At 56.2% G+C, this 17,966-nt stretch carries 14 protein-coding genes; 9 read left to right on the top strand and 5 right to left on the bottom strand.

Translation table 11 applies throughout. The annotated features are described in order from the left end of the window. Positions 1-411: 411 nt before the first annotated feature. The 5 genes from A0U92_RS17975 to A0U92_RS05965 all read right to left on the bottom strand — a co-directional run bounded on the left by A0U92_RS17975 (position 412) and on the right by A0U92_RS05965 (position 4,823). On the bottom strand, positions 412-585 hold the full coding sequence (locus A0U92_RS17975) for a hypothetical protein (protein ID WP_222927852.1): 174 nt from the start codon (positions 583-585) through the stop codon (positions 412-414). 378 nt (positions 586-963) lie between these two features. Continuing rightward, complete coding sequence (locus A0U92_RS05980; protein WP_077812436.1) at positions 964-1,995, bottom strand: sulfate ABC transporter substrate-binding protein; 1,032 nt, start codon at positions 1,993-1,995, stop codon at positions 964-966. Positions 1,996-2,011: 16 nt separating this feature from the next. Further along, a complete protein-coding gene (locus A0U92_RS05975) occupies positions 2,012-3,661 on the bottom strand; it encodes an OprO/OprP family phosphate-selective porin (protein WP_077812435.1) in 1,650 nt (549 codons plus the stop codon). Positions 3,662-3,733: 72 nt separating this feature from the next. Next, positions 3,734-4,624 (bottom strand): serine O-acetyltransferase, encoded by an 891-nt coding sequence (gene cysE / locus A0U92_RS05970; protein WP_077812434.1) that lies wholly within the window; start codon positions 4,622-4,624, stop codon positions 3,734-3,736. Beyond that, the gene (locus tag A0U92_RS05965) at positions 4,605-4,823 is read right to left on the bottom strand and encodes a hypothetical protein (RefSeq protein ID WP_077812433.1); all 219 of its coding nucleotides are present in this window, start codon (positions 4,821-4,823) and stop codon (positions 4,605-4,607) included. The genes cysE and A0U92_RS05965 overlap by 20 nt, the downstream gene beginning before the upstream one ends. 797 nt (positions 4,824-5,620) lie before the next feature. On the opposite strand from A0U92_RS05965, the gene A0U92_RS05960 reads away from it, so the two are divergent. The 9 genes from A0U92_RS05960 to A0U92_RS05920 all read left to right on the top strand — a co-directional run bounded on the left by A0U92_RS05960 (position 5,621) and on the right by A0U92_RS05920 (position 17,960). Continuing rightward, positions 5,621-8,800, top strand: a complete 3,180-nt coding sequence (locus A0U92_RS05960) for an efflux RND transporter permease subunit (RefSeq protein WP_077812432.1) — start codon at positions 5,621-5,623, stop codon at positions 8,798-8,800. Beyond that, positions 8,797-10,065 (top strand): efflux RND transporter periplasmic adaptor subunit, encoded by a 1,269-nt coding sequence (locus A0U92_RS05955; protein ID WP_077812431.1) that lies wholly within the window; start codon positions 8,797-8,799, stop codon positions 10,063-10,065. The genes A0U92_RS05960 and A0U92_RS05955 overlap by 4 nt, the downstream gene beginning before the upstream one ends. Then, positions 10,062-11,645 (top strand): efflux transporter outer membrane subunit, encoded by a 1,584-nt coding sequence (locus tag A0U92_RS05950; protein ID WP_077812430.1) that lies wholly within the window; start codon positions 10,062-10,064, stop codon positions 11,643-11,645. The genes A0U92_RS05955 and A0U92_RS05950 overlap by 4 nt, the downstream gene beginning before the upstream one ends. Positions 11,646-12,044: 399 nt before the next feature. After that, positions 12,045-13,553 carry an alpha/beta hydrolase family protein gene (locus tag A0U92_RS05945; protein ID WP_077812429.1) on the top strand — a complete coding sequence of 503 codons (1,509 nt, stop codon included), beginning with the start codon at positions 12,045-12,047 and terminating at the stop codon, positions 13,551-13,553. 185 nt (positions 13,554-13,738) lie between these two features. Beyond that, positions 13,739-14,776, top strand: coding sequence for a sulfate ABC transporter substrate-binding protein (locus A0U92_RS05940; protein WP_077812428.1), 1,038 nt, complete (start codon positions 13,739-13,741; stop codon positions 14,774-14,776). Beyond that, a complete protein-coding gene (gene cysT / locus A0U92_RS05935; protein WP_077812427.1) occupies positions 14,769-15,626 on the top strand; it encodes a sulfate ABC transporter permease subunit CysT in 858 nt (285 codons plus the stop codon). The genes A0U92_RS05940 and cysT overlap by 8 nt, the downstream gene beginning before the upstream one ends. Then, positions 15,626-16,450, top strand: a complete 825-nt coding sequence (locus A0U92_RS05930) for a sulfate ABC transporter permease (protein ID WP_077812426.1) — start codon at positions 15,626-15,628, stop codon at positions 16,448-16,450. Before cysT ends, A0U92_RS05930 begins: the two co-directional genes overlap by 1 nt. Then, positions 16,447-17,523, top strand: coding sequence for a sulfate/molybdate ABC transporter ATP-binding protein (locus A0U92_RS05925; protein WP_077812425.1), 1,077 nt, complete (start codon positions 16,447-16,449; stop codon positions 17,521-17,523). Before A0U92_RS05930 ends, A0U92_RS05925 begins: the two co-directional genes overlap by 4 nt. 119 nt (positions 17,524-17,642) lie before the next feature. Continuing rightward, positions 17,643-17,960: a DUF2849 domain-containing protein gene (locus A0U92_RS05920; RefSeq protein WP_187668916.1), complete on the top strand. Its 318-nt coding sequence runs from the start codon at positions 17,643-17,645 to the stop codon at positions 17,958-17,960. Positions 17,961-17,966: the final 6 nt, after the last annotated feature.

The raw sequence follows: 17,966 nt of genomic DNA, 5'->3' as shown, positions 1-17,966 counted from the left end.
AGCCATGACGCTCCTTTCATGAAGCTCGCAAGCTCGTTAGGATGCTTATCCGATAGCCTTTATGTTTCGATATAGGAATAAAAAAACCGACGGTTTTCATGGATATTGCGACAAAGTCGTTTCTTTACCAGATCATCATCTCACGCCAGACACATCATCATCCGGTTGATTTTCCATCAGGTTTTTACTTCTGTGATTTGATGTACCGGATATGCGATGAAATTCTTCTTTAAAAGTCCGACTGGCGGACGTATTCTCGCAAGGTGTCAGATTGTTGAGTGGCCTGAGCCTTCGCCTGGAATATCAGGCGATCATGCCTATTCTACACTACGACACGGCGAACTTGACGACACTGTCGGTCAGAATCATGTGCCTCGATAAGGTCGTTTTTCTGTTGTCGTTGACCAGTAGTTACGTCATCGCAAAGCCCCTTGCCCGTCCCATGACGACGAAAAAATAAAGCTTACCTGCGGCCGCGTGGACTTCAACAATATCAAGAGAAAAAACTGTGAACAATGCCTGAAGCGCTGACGCTGCAAACAGCAAGGCGGAGGCCATCATCAGCGAGACGATAGTGGTCTGCAATGCGTAAAGGCAACCGTAGCAAGACAGTAAGCTGCAACTATGACAGGCGGTAAGCGCACGTCGCGGGACAGGACAGGACCACTTTGTCAGAGCAGGTCTTCTGATCAACGACAGTTTGGCGCAACGCGCCGAGCGATGCTTTCAATCGCTACGTCCTGCCCGCACATCCTGCGTGGCCCAGGCGCTCCCGCAGCCCATCCGTTTAGACTGGAGAATAAATATCAATACAACTCATTGTATTCATAAAATTTATCTGATCAGACGATCTAGTCTGACCGGATATTGTTCTAAACAGCCAAGCTTACATGCACTTTACCCGGATTTGCTTCAATGATCCTGATTGACTGACTACCCGGCCAATCAGAAATCATCCGAACATTATTTGCTGTAAAGCTGATCAAACACACCATTTTCACTGAAATGCTTTTTCTGCACAACCTGCCATCCACCGAGACTGGCGATGTCAAAGGTTTCAACCTTCTGGAAAACGTCTTTCGTTCCGGCGAGGATCGCAGGATCGACCGGACGGTAATAGTGCTTCGCCCCGAGTTTCTGTGCCTCCGGTGTGAAGAGGAATTCCGCATAGGCAGTCGTCACCGCTTCAGTACCATGCGCCTTGACATTCCTGTCAACAACGGCAACAGGCGGCTCGGCAAGAACACTGACAGACGGTACAACGATGTCAAACTGGTCCGGCCCCACATCGCGGGCTGCGAGCAGTGCTTCGTTTTCCCACGCAATCAGCACATCCCCCAGATGACGCTGCACGAAGGAGTTTGTCGCCCCTCTCGCACCCGTATCGAGAACAGGAACATGCCTGAAGAGAGCCTTCAGGTAATCTTTTGCGGCATCTTCTGACTGACCATGTGTACGCAGCGCCCAGCCCCACGCGGCAAGATAGTTCCAGCGTGCGCCACCGGATGTTTTGGGATTGGGTGTAATCACGGACACGTCGTCACGGATGAGGTCAGGCCAGTCGTGAATGTTCTTTGGGTTACCCTTGCGCACCAGAAACACGATCGTGCTGGTGAATGGCGTGGAATTATGCGGCAGACGCTTCTGCCAGTCCGCCGCCAGCAATCCGTGCTGAGCCAGAATATCGATATCGTAGGCCAGACCGAGTGTGACGATGTCAGCCGGCGCCCCCTCCAGAACAGAGCGAGACTGAGCTCCGGAACCGCCGTGTGATGTTTTCACCAGCACCCGGTCATCAGGATGCTCCTTGGACCAGAATGCCGAAAAAGATTTGTTGATGTCAGCGTAAAGCTCACGCGTTGGGTCATATGAAACATTCAGGAGTGACCAGCTTGCGGCGTACGCTGAATGCACGCCTCCCACAAAGCTGGCAATGGCAGCCGCGACATTCCCCTTAAGAAAAACACGACGAGTAAAAGCAAGAGTATTTTTCATAAACATCTTCCTGTTTTTAAAATGTCGCCTGAGCTCTGGCTACAAGAGCGTTGCCGTCACGACCGAGCACATTGATACCTCCGCTCACACCTTTGGAGCGGGAAACTATGTAATGGGCATAGTCGAGCATAAATTTGAAATGTTGATTAGGATACCAGTTAAAACCGGTTTCCCAGACAGTCTGTTGATTACCATTGACTCCAGAACCACCCTGCCCAGCTACATCAGCAAGATTTGTAACACTCCAGCGACCACTGAATTCCAGTGCGCCCCAGTGATTCTGGGATGGAGCAAAATCATACTCGACGCCAGGTGTCGTAAATGCAGCCGTTTTAGGATTGTAGGCTCGCGGGTGACCGAATATTGTGTAATTTGCGGCGACATACCAGCCATCGAAGCCCAACGAAGGCAGATTGCTAGCGATGGCCTGATTACTGCGTGAAACACCGATGTGATAATATTCACTCTTAAGTAAAAAGCGCCTCCAGCGAAGTGCCAATTGCGGACCCGCAGCCCATATCTGCGAAACATTAGTCAGAACACCTGATGTCAGTAGCGATGTTTCGCCAAGAGGAACTTCCATATTGTCGGTAAAAGTATAATTACGGCCATTTGGATTCTCATTGACCTTGAATGCTGCCGTTGCTCCCGCTCCGACATGAACATCAATATCCCTGCTTACATAAGGACGACCAGCAATACGAGCGACACCCCCCGTCTGACTATCCGTGATTGTGGTATCCTTGTTGCGATCGCCAAATTTCTGTCCTGTGAAATAGGCAGCTGCTAACCAGCGTTTTTCCCAGTGCTCTCCACCCACACTAAAACGCGCTACACCACCCGCTATATTGCGCACCAGATCAACAATAGTGGGTCGCTCGAGAAATTCGAAGGAATTGGCTCGCTCCGCACTTTCTTCTTCCATCCGCGGTTGGAAATATCCTACAGTCAGAATTGTATTCCTGAGACCTGTGTAATTCAGATTGGCCTCAAATAACCCCACAGTGCCGTCAACAGAACTAGAACCGAAGTCTGGCGTTACATTTGCAACCCAATTCTTGTAGCGCCATGAAAAATATATCCGCATGCGGCGTGCATTTTGAGTAAAATTGTTAAAATTACCTTTTCCTTCGCCCTTTTTTGGACCAGCGCCCAGAAATCCTCCGAAATCTTCCTGAGCTGTTAAACCTAAAGAAAACGCATAAGCGCCATCCTCAGAAGCAATCGTCGGGCGGCCTTTCGGAAAACCGATCTTCATGCCGCCAACCTGCATGGTCTCGTCCTTTGCATTGGCGGCCCTGAAGTCTGCCCATGATTGAACGGGTCCTTCCGACGTAGCTATCCGACTTTCAGACGGGGCACGCGGTCCGTTGGTACGCTCAGCAACCTGAGAAAATACCGGTCTGACCTCTTCTGCTCCCGTGTTTACCAGACGTGTTTGATTTTTATGTCGGCGCACTGAGCCGATATTTTCTATACTATTATGATTACGAGCCTGCGCTCGAAAATCTTGGCGTATGGCCGCCATTTCCTGCCTCATGGCAGCAAGCTCACGACGCAATTCCAGCACTTCAGGGTCAGTGGAACGCGCTTCTGCGTAATGCGGAAGAGTAGAAGCAAGAAAAGGTGAAGCCAGAAACAATGTTCGGCGAAGTGTCGTATTCATGGAAAACCCGGTCACTCGAGAAAAACACCGCCTATGCGGAAGAATATTAGAAGAAGCGGTTCATGTCTCTGTTCAGATTACATAATCCACAACGGGAAGAGACTGATCCATTGTCAGGGAAGGTAATTCCGTGTGTTTTTTACCCACAGGTCGAGCTGGATTACCGACAACGGTCGTATATGGTTCAACAGATTTTAAAACGATCGCTCCCGCGCCTATTTTAGCGCCTTCACCAATCTCGATATTGCCCAGCACTTTTGCGCCGGTTCCAATCAGTGCGCCGCGACGCACTTTCGGATGCCGATCTCCACCCTCCTTACCTGTCCCGCCCAGCGTGACATTCTGGAGCAGAGCAACGTCGTCCTCCACCACGGCACTCTCACCCACCACGATGCCAGTGCCATGATCGAACATGATTCTCTTTCCAAGCTGTGCGGCAGGATGAATATCCACAGCAAACAGCTCGGATGCCCTCCCCTGGATATAACGCGCGAGAAACTTCCGGTCCTCATGCCACAGCCAGTGTGCAACGCGATGAGCCTGCACCGCCTGAAAGCCTTTAAAAAAGAGAAACGGCGTGATGTGGTCGACTGCGGCCGGATCTCTTTCTCTTATTGAGCACAGGTCTGCGGCCGCCATTTCAGCAGCATCCGGTCGGATCTGGAAAAAATCACGGATCAGCGCGTTGAGAACCTGCGCAGGCACCATTTCTCCCGCAAATTTGGAAGAAAGAAGGCGCGCCAGACCACCAGCCAGATCCCGCTGATCAAGAATGCAACTCCGGATCAATCCGATCAGAACCATATCGGCGTTAAGTCGCGCTTCCTTGCGCATCAGCCGCCAGAGTTGAGCTGCTCCACCCTCCTGGAAAGGAGCGCCATGACCGCGTCCCTCCTGCTGCACCACGGCTTCCTGTCGGATCAGAGCTTGTGCATCGACACCATCAGGCCGAGTGATAAGCATGCTGGCCTCCGTTTCGCGCAGAGCCACGAAACTGAGCGGCTGCACGCCGGACCAGTTCTCTTCGTTCGTTCAGAATCTGATTGTGCAGAACACGGACGCTGTCGTGTGTCGCATAAAAACGGTGGGATGTCCGGTTGGTATCCAGAATGATGGCGCCCAGAAAAACACCATCAATTTCAACAGCATGAGACTCATACATGGCAATCCGCCTTCCTGACCAAATGGCCGGCCGACAGATCGCTGCCGGCTATCGGAGGTGAATGACGCCCTTCAGGGCGTCAGCGCAGTCGACCCGACATCGGGTCGTGCGACACATTCGATCTGACATCGCGTGCATGATTCCCATCTTCTTCAAAACACCGTTCATGGTGTGAACGTATTGAGGCACATTCAAGCCGCCCGGTCAACAAACAACGAAACAAAAAATGGATATAATAATTTTACATAATTATATAACTATTTTAAATCGTTTTATAATTATGTATTTAAATCAATATGTTAAAATATATTGATTTCATATTTTACGGCCAGAAAAAATTTTATGACTTCTCATTTCCTTTTTCAGACAGAATCGAAAAAGCCTGTGGAAGCAGAAATACAATATTACTATTTAATTTAGTTATTTACAGGAAAGCTGTCACAAATATTTTTCAGACCCGAGACACGAACAGAGAGATTTTCTAAAAACCAGCGATAGAGTCTCAGCCGAAAAGGTTTCTGACAGGAGTGGAGGCTGCCGTTTCCAGTGTTTTTCCTCAAAAGAAGCATTTGCCCTCGGCCAGAACCACCGGTAAGGCAGAGCCCTGAAAAAGTACCAACAGCGCCGGGGACGGGAAACTTTAACCACGGGTTGCTGTAGCTTGATGTTATGCGCTGGTATGTACGGGCTCAGAACATACCATAAAAAGTAATTTACTGGCATCATGCCGTGCCTGCTGTCACAGAGGACCACATGAACATTCCATCCAGTTCAGAGCAGTCCGGAAATGGATCGGCATGAATGAGATCGTTCTGGTCGCTCTGAAGCGTCCTTATACTTTCGTCGTCCTGTCGATCCTGATACTGGTGTTTGGTCTTCGTGCTATCGTATCGACGCCAACAGACGTCTTTCCAAGCATTCGAATTCCTGTGGTCGCCGTTGTCTGGACCTATACCGGTCTTATGCCGGAAGATATGTCGGGCCGCGTCATTTACTATTATGAACGCGCGCTGACAGCCACGGTCAATAATATCGAACACATCGAAAGCCAGTCCTACTACGGACGCGGCATCGTCAAGGTGTTCTTTCAGCCCGGCACGGACCCTTCCGCCGCGCAGACCCAGATCACAGCCGTCTCCCAGACTGTTCTGAAACAGATGCCGACGGGGTCCACTCCCCCGCTCGTTCTCACCTACAATGCTTCTTCCGTCCCGGTCCTGACACTTCAGGTCTCTTCGACGCATCTGACAGCATCCCAAATCTACGACATGTCGTCGAACCTGATCAGACCGGCGCTGGTGTCCGTCGCGGGCGCGGCCATTCCCAATCCTTATGGTGGTCAGCCGGGCAACGTCATGGTGGATCTCGATCCGACCAAACTGCTTGCGCATGGACTGTCGCCGGTTGACGTTTCCACGGCTCTTGGAAAGCAGAATATCGTCCTTCCCGCCGGTGACCAGAAGATCGGCGCCTTCGACTGGATGGTGCAGACCAACGCGTCCCCGCGCGAAATCGATACGCTGAACGAACTCCCGATCAAACAGGTTGGCAATTCTGTCGTGTACATGCGCGACGTCGCCTGGGTGCATCAGGGAGGGCCGCCCCAGACCAATCTTGTGCTGGTCAAAGGGCAGCAGGGCGTGCTGATCGTCATCATGAAGAGTGGCGACGCCTCGACACTGGATGTCGTGGCCGGGGTCAAGAAACTCCTGCCGGGTATCCAGAAAACACTGCCTCCGGGCGTGGATATTCATGTCATCAACGACGCCTCCACGTTCGTGAAGGAATCTGTCCGCGACGTGGTGCAGGAAATGCTGACAGCCGCCTGCCTGACCGGGCTGGTTGTGCTGCTGTTCCTTGGCTCATGGCGGTCGACCGTCATCATCGCGACGTCCATTCCGCTCGCCATGCTGTGCTCGATCATCTCCCTGGGCTGGGCCGGTCAGACCATCAATGTCATGACCCTGGGCGGACTGGCGCTGGCCGTCGGTATTCTGGTCGATGACGCGACCGTCATGATCGAAAATATCGATGCGCATCTGGCCATGGACAAGGATCTGGAAACGGCGATCATTGATGCCGCCAACCAGATCGTCATCGCCACCTTCGTCTCAACGCTGTGCATCTGTATCGTCTGGATGCCGCTCTTCCAGCTCAGCGGCGTGGCCGGATGGTTGTTCATGCCCATGGCTGAAGCCATCATCTTCGCGATGATCGCTTCCTTCATCCTGTCCAGAACGCTCGTTCCAACCATGGCCAAATACATGCTGGCGGCACAGGTCGCCGCCGGACACGGGCATGCCGCTGGAGAGCCGAAATCCTTCTTCGGCCGTTTCCAGCGCGGGTTTGAAGCGAAGTTCGAACGGTTCCGCCACGCCTATCGTGACATGCTGGCGCACCTTCAAAGCATTCGAGGCACCTTTATCGGGGGGTTCCTCGTCGCCTCACTCTCATCGCTCGGTCTGCTTTTTTTCGTCGGACAGGACTTCTTCCCCGAGATCAAGTCGAACTCTCTCGCCATGCATATGCGCGCGCCCCTCGGCACACGCATTGAAGAATCAGGCAAGATTTCCCAGCTCATCAACGATGAGATCAGCCGCCTGCTTCCCGGACAGGTCGAAACGATTGTCGATAACTGCGGACTGCCATTCAGCGCCCTCAATCAGGCCTTCATTCCCACGCCGACAGTCGGAGCGCAGGACTGCGATCTGACGATCACGCTAAAGAATGAGGAATCCCCTGTTGCGGAATACCGCCAGATTCTGCGGAATGGCCTTGCGCGCACGTTCCCCGGCACGCAGATCACCTTCCAGCCTGCGGATCTGACCGCCAAGATCCTCAATTTTGGTGCGCCAGCACCTCTGGATGTGCAGATCATCGGACGAAACCTGAAAGAGAATTTCGCCTTCGCCAATCATCTTGCCGCCCGCCTGAGGCATGTTCCGGGCCTGACGGACATCTCCGTTCAGCAGCCGATGACCACGCCGACATTGCTGGTCAATGCACGACGCAGCTTCGCCCTGGGAACCGGCATCACCGAAGCGAATATCACCAACAACATGTTGATCTCGCTCTCGGGCAGCTCGCAGGTCGGACAGGTCTACTGGCTTGATCCGAAGACCGGCGTTTCACATCTGATCGACATCCAGACCCCGTCCCACTTCCTCCAGACTCTGAATGATCTGGAACTGACCCCGATCGACAAGGGAGATGGCAATCCGACAGGTGCGTCACCGCAGATTCTGGGTGGTCTGAGTGAAATTGCCCCGACCGGCACACCCGGCGAAATCGCGCACTACAACATCATGCCGGTCTTTGACATCTACGCCTCCAATGAAGGGCTTGATCTCGGTCGCGTGGCGAAACAGGTGAACCGTATTGTCGAGCAGGAGCAGGAGCGTCTTCCGCGCGGCTCTTCCATGACCGTGAACGGTCAGGGCGTGACGATGAACGCCGCCTATATCCAGCTGATCGGCGGCCTCGCCATGTCGATCCTGCTGGTGTATCTGGTGATTGTGGTCAACTTCCAGTCCTGGCTTGATCCGTTCATCATCATCACCGCCCTCCCCGGAGCGCTGGCCGGCATCGCCTGGTCGCTGTTCCTGACGCATACGGCGCTGTCCGTTCCGGCCCTGACAGGTGCGATCATGTGCATGGGTACGGCGACGGCGAACTCCATTCTGGTCGTGTCCTTTGCCCGTGACGAGCTGATGCGCCACGGCGACGCCGTGAAAGCGGCGGTCGATGCCGGTTTCGAGCGCATACGTCCCGTGCTGATGACAGCATCGGCCATGATCGTGGGCATGCTGCCCATGGCCATGAGCAACTCCCAGAATGCTCCCCTCGGACGGGCTGTCATGGGGGGGCTGATTGTCGCGACACTCTCGACACTGATCTTCGTACCGTGTGTTTTCGCCGCCATTCATTCACGCCGTCATGGAAAACAGATGCCACACCCGGAAGGAGAAACCGCATGAGCGCCCAGACTTCACGCGGACGCTTCGTGCTGATCCTTGTCGTCATTCTCGTCATCGTTCTGGCGGCATGGGGCATCCTCCAGCGCAATATGCACTATGACCATCTCGCACGGGAGACAGCCGAAAGCGCTCTCCCGCAGGTGCAGGTCATTACGGCCCAGCCGGGTCCGGATCATATGAACCTTAAGCTGCCCGCCAATATCTCGGCCTGGTATCTTGCCCCGATCTACGCACAGGTCTCCGGCTACGTGAAGATGTGGTACAAGGACATCGGCGCGCATGTGAAGACCGGTGACGTGCTTGCGGAAATCGACACGCCGGGCCTCGATGCCCAGTATGCCGCGGCCAAGGCCAATCTGGACGTTGCGGTCGCCCGCTACAAGCTTGCGCAGATCACCTCCAGACGCTGGAAGGCGCTCGAAGGCACGCAGGCTGTTTCCCAGCAGGAAGTCGATGTGCAGGCCGCCAACGCCGAAGCTGAGAAGGCGCTGGTCGAAGCCGCCCGTCATGAGATGGAGCGTTATCAGGCGCTTGAAGGGTTCAAGAAGATCGTGGCTCCCTTCGACGGCGTCGTCACCGCGCGTCTGGCGGATGTCGGTGACTATGTGAACGCCGGACGAGGCGATGTCGGCACACGCGGCAATGCGACGGAACTGTTCAGCGTGGCTGATATCCACGCCATGCGTATCTTCGTCTCCGTGCCGCAGGATTATGCTTACATCATCAGTCCAGCCCTCACCGCGACCCTGAGTGTTCCGCAATTTCCCGGCCGGACTTTCCCGGCACGCTATGTCGCTACGGCTGCCGCGTTCAACCCTAACACCCGCACCGTGAACACGGAGCTGATGGTTGATAATCCTCTTGGGGAACTCTGGCCCGACTCATTCGCCACCGCTCACTTCGAAGCGCCGGGTAACGCCAACATCCTGATCCTGCCTCAGGGCGCGCTGATTTTCAGGGCCGAAGGCATGCAGGTGGCCGTGGTTGATCCGACCGATCATGTGCATCTGGTTCCGATCAGGGTCGGCACCGTGCTTGGCGCCACAGTTCAGGTGCTGTCCGGGATCAACCGGTCCGACAGGATCATCAACAACCCCTCCGCCGGCCTGCTGGATGGTGACAAGGTCCGCATCGTACCGGGCACACGCGGATACAACATGCCGTCCACGCCACCGAAAAAACCGGCTACACAGTCACAGAATGACGATGTGCGGGCCATGCCGGAAGACAACAGACCCTCGGCAGAAGCAGGCGGTCGCGAATGAGGCGGTCGTTTTCCTGTCACTTCGCTCTCCTCTTTCTGGCGACATCGACTCTTGCGGGCTGTGATATGGCCCCGCGCTATGCGCCCACAAAACTGATCTATCCAGCTCAGTGGGAAGGTCAGGGCGTGATGCATTACGGGCAACCGGATGAGGGGGCTCCCCGCTCAGACTGGTGGCGTGATTTCGGAGACCCGGAGCTCGATCAGCTGGAAGAGCGGATGCTGGCCGCCAATCCGAACCTTCAGGTGGCCGCCGAAAACTTCACCCAGTCCCGGGATGTGGCGGCGCAGATGGCCTCTCACCTGTACCCTCAGCTCATTGGCGGCGCGAGCGGTGAAAAGGACAAAAGCTCCCGGAACCGGCTGTGGCGGGGTGGTACCGCCAAAGGCCCGATCTACATGTCCTCCGAGCAGTATCAGGCCGCCGCGACCTGGGAGCCTGACTTCTGGAACGCCATCCGGAACCGGACTTTAATCGCCAAGCAGTCGGCGCAGCAGAATGCCGCCGAATACGCCGTGGCGCGCCTCAGCCTGACGACGGAACTCGCCTCTGATTACATCGCGCTGCGTGGGCTGGATGCTCAGGACGCGGTGTACCGGGACTCCATCAGATATTACCAGCTTGCGGTCCAGATCACGCATATGCGTCTGGCAGGCGCGATTGCGGCCGGTCTGGATGTGTCACGCGCCGAGGCCCAGCTTGCCTCAACGCAGGCGGAAGAGACCGATATCCTCGCGCGACGGAATGTGATGGAACACGCCATTGCCGTTCTGGTGAATACCGCGCCTGCGTCTTTCCATATTGCGCCACGGAACAGGATCGCCCTGTCCGATATTCACCCCGCGGCGGGCCTGCCCTCGACACTGCTTGAACGCCGCCCTGATATTGCCGCCTCCGAACGGGCCATGGCGCAGGCCAACCGCGCCATAGGCGTGTCTCGCGCGGCTTTTTATCCACACGTCACGTTCAACGCGATGACCGGCTTCATGGATAACGGCTTTGATCTCGCGTCACTGTCGAACTCGATGTACCAGCTCGGTGCGCAGGCAATTCTTCCCCTGTTTCAGGGGGGTGTGCGTCGTGCGGAACTGCAGCGTTCATGGTCGCAATATCGTCAGTCCGAAGAGACCTATCGCGCTACGGTCCTGACCGCCTTTCAGGAAGTGGAAGACGGCCTGACCAATACGAACCGCCTGCGCACCGAGACCGAGCAGCAGGCGAGAGCGGTGGATGCGGCCCTTCGCACCCAGACGATGACCATGCAGCTTTATACGGGTGGCCTGACAAACTATCTCGATGTCGTCGTGGCACAGCAGGCTGCTCTCGTCGCACGCGTCAGCCTCGTCGGTGTGAAAACACGGCAGCGGCAATCCGTTGTCGCCCTGATCGGCGCTCTTGGCGGCGGCTGGTCGGCGAAAGACCTCCCTGGCCTCAAGCAGATCAGACCGTTCAAGCCCTTGCAGTATGACGGGCTGCATACACCGAAGCCCGTGGGCGATGTTCCGGTGACAACGCTCGGGAAAGATGCTGACCTGACGCGCTCCGTTCAGGATTCGGCCCTGCCGGAAACAGCCCAGTAAGGTGTTTGCGGCAGACGATACGGAGATGGTCCGTCGAAAGCGATATTTTCCAGGTTTCTTTCGATGGCATCTCGTATTCGTGACTGTAGAGAACTTTAAAATATTTATTCCATTAATCAACTCATTGAACAGAAATCGATAATAAACTTTTTCTATATAAAACCATAAATATTTTCTTCCACAAAAGAACAATATCCAGAAACATCTACATATTAAATAACAGCCCGCGACCTCAGTTGTGAAGCGCCACGCAGATCGCCTCATCAAAAAATCAGAACAGCTTTTCAGCCTTACGCCAGACGAGATTCATCACTTTCAATGGCTTCCTGTATAAAGAGGGAACTCTCTGCCGACGATGATCGGCATGAACAGGACAGGTTCAAACAAGGATGCGCTCTGATGCATAGCTGTGCCGTTTCATGTCTTGCCTTCATGGCCGCAGCGATGTCGTTCCTGTCACCTCCACTGAACGCGGCCTCCATTGCTCCCATATCCGAGACACAGACAACGCTTCCTGAGCGTCACACGGCTTTTTCGGAGCAACTCTTCCGGCTTCCGACGAGAGACGGAACAATTCTTGAAGCGACGCTGCTTCTGCCTCACATGGCGGGTCCGTTCCCCCTCGCTATCGTCAGTGGCGGCGCCTCGCATATTTCCGGCTCCAATCATGGAACACGAGATCGATACGATTATCTCTCCGGATATTTTCTTGCACGTGGCTATGCGGTTCTCCGCCCCATGGCGAGAGGGTTTGCCGGCTCAGGAGGTCAGTTGATCTCTGACGGGTGCGAACTCGCCACCACAGCCCGCCGCAATGCAGAAGACACTCGGGATATCTCTGCTGCCATTGCAGAGCTTTCCGACATTGATGCTACACGGATTGTCACGGCAGGCCTCAGTTTTGGCGGCTGGGTCCAGATGGCCATGGGAACCATGCCGCTTCCCGGCACACGCGCCCAGCTCCTGTTCTTTCCCCTGATGCATGTTTCAAGCTGCCACAATGACGCTGACAGGCTGCTGGCCGGTGCAGGTGAGTTCGGCGCTGAAACCCGGCTTCCAACTTTGTGGGTTCAGGGCGAGAATGATTCTCTGGCTCCCACAGCAACATGGAAAGCAATGTTCGCCGCTTACAGGGAAAAGAATCCACGGGCAGAACTGGTGGATGTTCCGCCTTTTCTCAATGATTCCCATTCTCTCCTGAATGACCCGGACGGACTCAGACCATGGCTGTCACAGGCTGACGCGATGCTGGAACAGGCGGGACTGCCCCACACGGTTGTCGTGTCCGATTACCTCCCTGCCCTGCCGCCTCCATCATCCGGCTATGCGGAACTGAACGATTTCAGCAGGCTTCCCGCCCGGAACGACATGATGCGCAAGGCCTACCAGACTTTTCTGGCACAGCAGACGCCGAGAGCCTTTGTCATCGGAGATGACGTCGAAAGTGTGGGGGCTCATGCTTTCGACCCCATCACGTCCGCTCTTTCCGCCTGCAACAAAGCCTCTCAAAACTGCCATCTCTACGCTTATGACAACCGCGTCGTCTGGCAGGAGCACTCATCCTCACAGACAAACGAACAGACTATCACCGTTCCCGCGGGGAAAGTTGTCTCGGTGTTTTACTCGGTCCTCAACACCGACTGCTCTCCGCGCTACGTCCCCGCGATCAAGCTTGTCAAAGGCCCGGCTCACGGTGCGTTGCGGATGAGCACATCCGCCATCGGACTGGCCCATCACACTGTTGGCCCCTTGATGAAATGCAACGCCATGCCCGTCAAAGGATCTGTCCTGCAATATCGCTCTGATCCTGATTTCAGTGGAACAGACAGAGTGACGATCACAAAACAGACCAGTACCGATCCTCAGGACCCGCCGGTCACCCTGACCTATCTGTTCACGATAGACTGAGACGTTCAGTTTATCGATAATTTACTGAACTTTCCTGACAGATCTATTCGCAAGCTAAAATAACAATTTTAAATAGTGTTTATTTTCATAAACCCGTCAGCTTGCTTAAATGAGTTCAAGAACCTATGTGTAAAATCATATTACAACGATCCAGTGCCGTAATATAGAACGACCGAGTGCCCGCCATGCCGCCAGACACCCTCTCCGCCCTCTCCCGGCGCGCCCTTCTTGTGGGGGGACTGGCCTGTGCGGGATCAGCCACATTTCTGCGGGGAACGTCCGCTCGTGCCGCGACGACGCTGCTCAATGTGTCCTACGACCCAACACGGGAACTCTACCGTGAAATCAATGCAGCATTTTCTGAAAATGAAAAGAACAGCAGCGGATCGTCTGTAACAGTCCGCACGTCCAACGGTGGCTCAGGTGCGCAGGCCCGCTCCGTAATGGAAGGCGCGCCCGCTGATATTGTGTCGCTCGGTCTGGCCCGGGATATCGACATGCTGGCGCAGAAAGGTCTGGTGGCGGCAGACTGGCAGGGACGTCTGCCGCATAATTCCACGCCATTTACCAGCACGATCGTTTTCCTTGTCAGAAAGGGAAATCCTAAAGCTATCCACGACTGGACGGATCTGGTGCATGGCGACGTTCAGGTCGTGACTCCAAATCCGAAAACATCCGGTGGTGCACGGTGGAACTACCTCGCGGCGTGGGGCTGGGCGCTTCATCAGACAGGCGGCACGGACGCATCGGCCCGTGCCTATCTTCAGGAACTCTTCCAGCATGTACCGGTGCTGGACGCCGGAGCACGGGGAGCCACCAACAGCTTCGTACAGCGAGGTCTTGGCGACGTCCTGATCGCATGGGAAAATGAGGCTCTGCTCGCCACCCATGAGCTGGGACCGGACCGCTTCGACATTATTGTGCCATCCCTCTCGGTTCTGGCGGAACCTCCGGTCGCGCTCGTGGATCACAATGCCAGCACACATGGCACAACCGCCATCGCACAGGACTATCTCGAATTCCTCTACACGCCTCAGGCGCAGGATATCGCCGCGAAACATTATTTCCGACCGACTGACAGCACGGTGGCGCGCTCCCATGCCGCTGAGTTTCCCAAGGTGAAGACTTTCGACATTGCCAGTCTGGGTGGCTGGGCGGCCGTTCAGAAAAGGCACTTCGCGGCAGGAGGGATCTTCGACCAGATCTATACGCAACATGGCTGAGGCGACGATGCCCGTGCGTTCCCGCACGAGTGACCCCCTCCCCGGCTTTCGTCTGGCGCTTTTCTCTACCCTGCTTTGGATCGGACTGATCGTGGCGCTGCCTCTCGCCGCGCTTGTACTGCGCCCATGGCAGGAAGGGCTCGGCGCGATGACAACAGCCCTGCACGATGGCCGTATGTTCGCCGCACTACGGGTCAGTTTCGTCACGGCTTTCATTGCCGCCCTGATCAATGTACCCGTCGGTCTGCTGCTGACCTGGACTCTCGTGCGGGTGCGCCTGCCGGGCCGTCGGATTGTGGATGCACTGATTGATCTGCCATTCGCCATTCCGACCGCCGTGACGGGCATCACACTGGCCACGCTGTATGGGCCGCAGGGCTGGCTCGGCAAACCGCTGGCGCATCTCGGGATCAGCATTGCCTACTCCACCGCCGGTATTGTCGTGGCGCTGATGTTTGTCGGCCTGCCGTTTATCGTCCGCAGCGTGGAACCGGTGCTGCGCGGCCTGCCACCGGAACAGGAAGAGGCGGCCGGACTGCTGGGCGCAAGCTCATGGCAGACGGTGTGGCGTGTGGTGCTGCCTTCGCTTCTCCCCGCCACGGTCAGTGGGTTCGGTCTGGCGTTCGCACGCGGAATCGGTGAATACGGTTCGGTCATCTTCATCGCCGGCAACCAGCCGTTCAGAACAGAAATCGCTCCCCTGCTGGTGGTCGTCCGCCTTCAGGAGTTCGACTACGCTGGCGCGACCTCCATCGCGTTCATCCTGCTTGTCGCCTCGATGCTCTGCCTTGCCGGTGTCGCCATGCTGCGTCGGCGTGTGGCCCGCGGCCTGATCTCGGGAGTGAACTGATGAGCGCTCTCACCCGCTGGTCACTGGTCGCCACCACATGGCTCATTGTGGGCGTCGTTCTGATCCTGCCGCCGCTTCTGGTCATCTCGGAAGCCCTGCGTGACGGACTTCCCACGGCGCTCGCTTCTCTGGCTGATCCTGACGCTCTGTCGGCGATCAGGCTGACCGTCGAAATGACCGTGCTGTCCGTCGTCATCAACACCATCTTCGGTGTTCTGGCTGCGTGGCTGATCTCGAAATACCGCTTTCCTTTTCGTGGCGTGCTGGTGGCCCTGATCGAAATCCCGATCAGTGTGTCTCCTGTCGTCGCGGGTCTGGTGTGGCTGCTGCTTTTCGGCTCGCAAGGCTGGTGGGGCGCCGCGCTGGAGCGTTACAACATCCACATCGCGTTTGCTCCGGCGGGCATCCTGCTCGCCACGCTGTTCGTGACCTTCCCATACGTTACGCGCACGATCCTGCCTCTGATGGAGCAGCAGGGTCGGGATGCGGAAGACGCGGCCACGCTGCTGGGCGCATCCTTCTGGCAGATCCTCTGGCGTGTCACCCTGCCGGATGCGCGATGGGCGTTGCTGTCCGGCGTACTGCTCACCACAGCCCGCGCCATGGGCGAGTTCGGCGCGGTGTCGGTCGTATCCGGCCATATTCCGGGCATGACGGAAACAATGCCCCTGCACATCGAAACGCTCTATAATGGCTACCAGTCGGTCGCAGCGTTCTCCATGGCGGCGCTTCTGGCCATCATGGCCATGACGACGGTGGGGTTCAGGGCTTTTTTTGAAAACCGGGCACGACGTGCCGCGCTGGCTGGAGATGCCGGATCATGAGCGTACACATCGAAAAACTCATCCGCCGCGCACCGGGCAACCCGGACCGTATCCTGCTTGACCGCGTTTCCGTCGATATTCCGGATGGCTCGTTCGTGGCGCTGGTCGGACCATCCGGCGCGGGCAAGACGACCCTGCTGCGCTCCATCGCCGGGCTGGACCCGCATTCTTCGGGACTGCTGACGATCGACGGGCGGGACTCCGCTGAACTGACGCCTCGTGAGCGCAATGTCGGATTTGTGTTCCAGAACTACGCCCTGTTCCAGCACATGACCGTGGCGAAGAACATCTCTTTCGGCCTCGACGTCCTGCCGGGACGTGACCGTCCGGGCAAAGCCGAGATCGATGGACGGGTGAAAGAGTTGCTGGAACTGATCCAGCTTCCCAACCTCGGCAACGCCTACCCGCAACGTCTGTCCGGCGGCCAGCGCCAGCGCGTGGCGCTCGCACGTGCTCTCGCGACGAACCCGAAGCATCTTCTGCTGGACGAGCCTTTTGGCGCTCTGGATCCGGTTGTGCGCCGGGCAGTCCGTGAATGGCTTCGCTCGCTGCATGACCGGTTGGGCCTCACCACCATTCTTGTGACCCATGATCAGGAAGAGGCTCTGGATGTTGCTGACAGGCTGGTCGTGATGCAGGACGGTCGGATCGTGCAGGATGCAGACGCGGGAGAGCTGGAAGCGCACCCTGCCACACCGTTCGTCATGGAGTTTCTGGGCGAAACCCTGACGTTCCGGGGAACCGTTTCCGGGGGGATATTCCTGCCGGAAACATCTCATGTCACACCTTTTCCTGTGACAATCGAAGAAGACGGACCTGGGGTTGCCCTGATCAGGCCCCATGAAGTCCGACTGACCGCCGACGCCAATGGCGCGCCGGTGCGTCGCATTGGATCACGCTACGGACTTTCCCGTCTGGCGGTTGATCTGAACGGACGAATTGTGGAAGTTCTGGGTTCAGGCAGCGAGCAGATTTTTTCTTCCGGAGCGAAGCTGCATATTGATGCGGCGCGTTTGTTCCGTAATGGAACACTCTTGAGTATCATGAACGGTCGGCACGCCGCTGCCGCGTGATATTCAACAGACAGAAAACGTGATTTTCAGCTTTTCTGTTGTCATGAGGGACGCAAAAGCGTAGTTGATTGGCCCCGGCACCAGCCGGAACGCCTGTTCAGGGGATTTATTTCGACGTGGTGGATATCAGAAGCAACAGACGCGATGCAGACGGGCAGAGCGTCATCACCGCCAACCGGCTGCTGGACGGCATTACTGTCTGGCGGGCCGCGGATGGCTCGTGGAAAGAACGCATCACTGAATCTGCTCCCGTTTCAAACACTGACGTCGAAGACCTGCTGTCCTCATTACAGGGTAAGGCGCAGGAGCTGGGGCTGGTCGGCGTTTATGGCGTCCAGGTGCAGGACGACACTGACGGGAAGATCATCCCCGTGACATCCCGTGAACGTATTCGCGCCTTCGGTCCTTCTGTCCACCCTGAATTCTCCCCACTCTGAGAGGTG

The sequence above is a fragment of the Acetobacter aceti genome (genome assembly GCF_002005445.1).
GTDB classification, from domain to species: Bacteria; Pseudomonadota; Alphaproteobacteria; order Acetobacterales; family Acetobacteraceae; genus Acetobacter; species Acetobacter aceti_B.
This window is presented reverse-complemented; position numbering and strand designations above follow the sequence as displayed.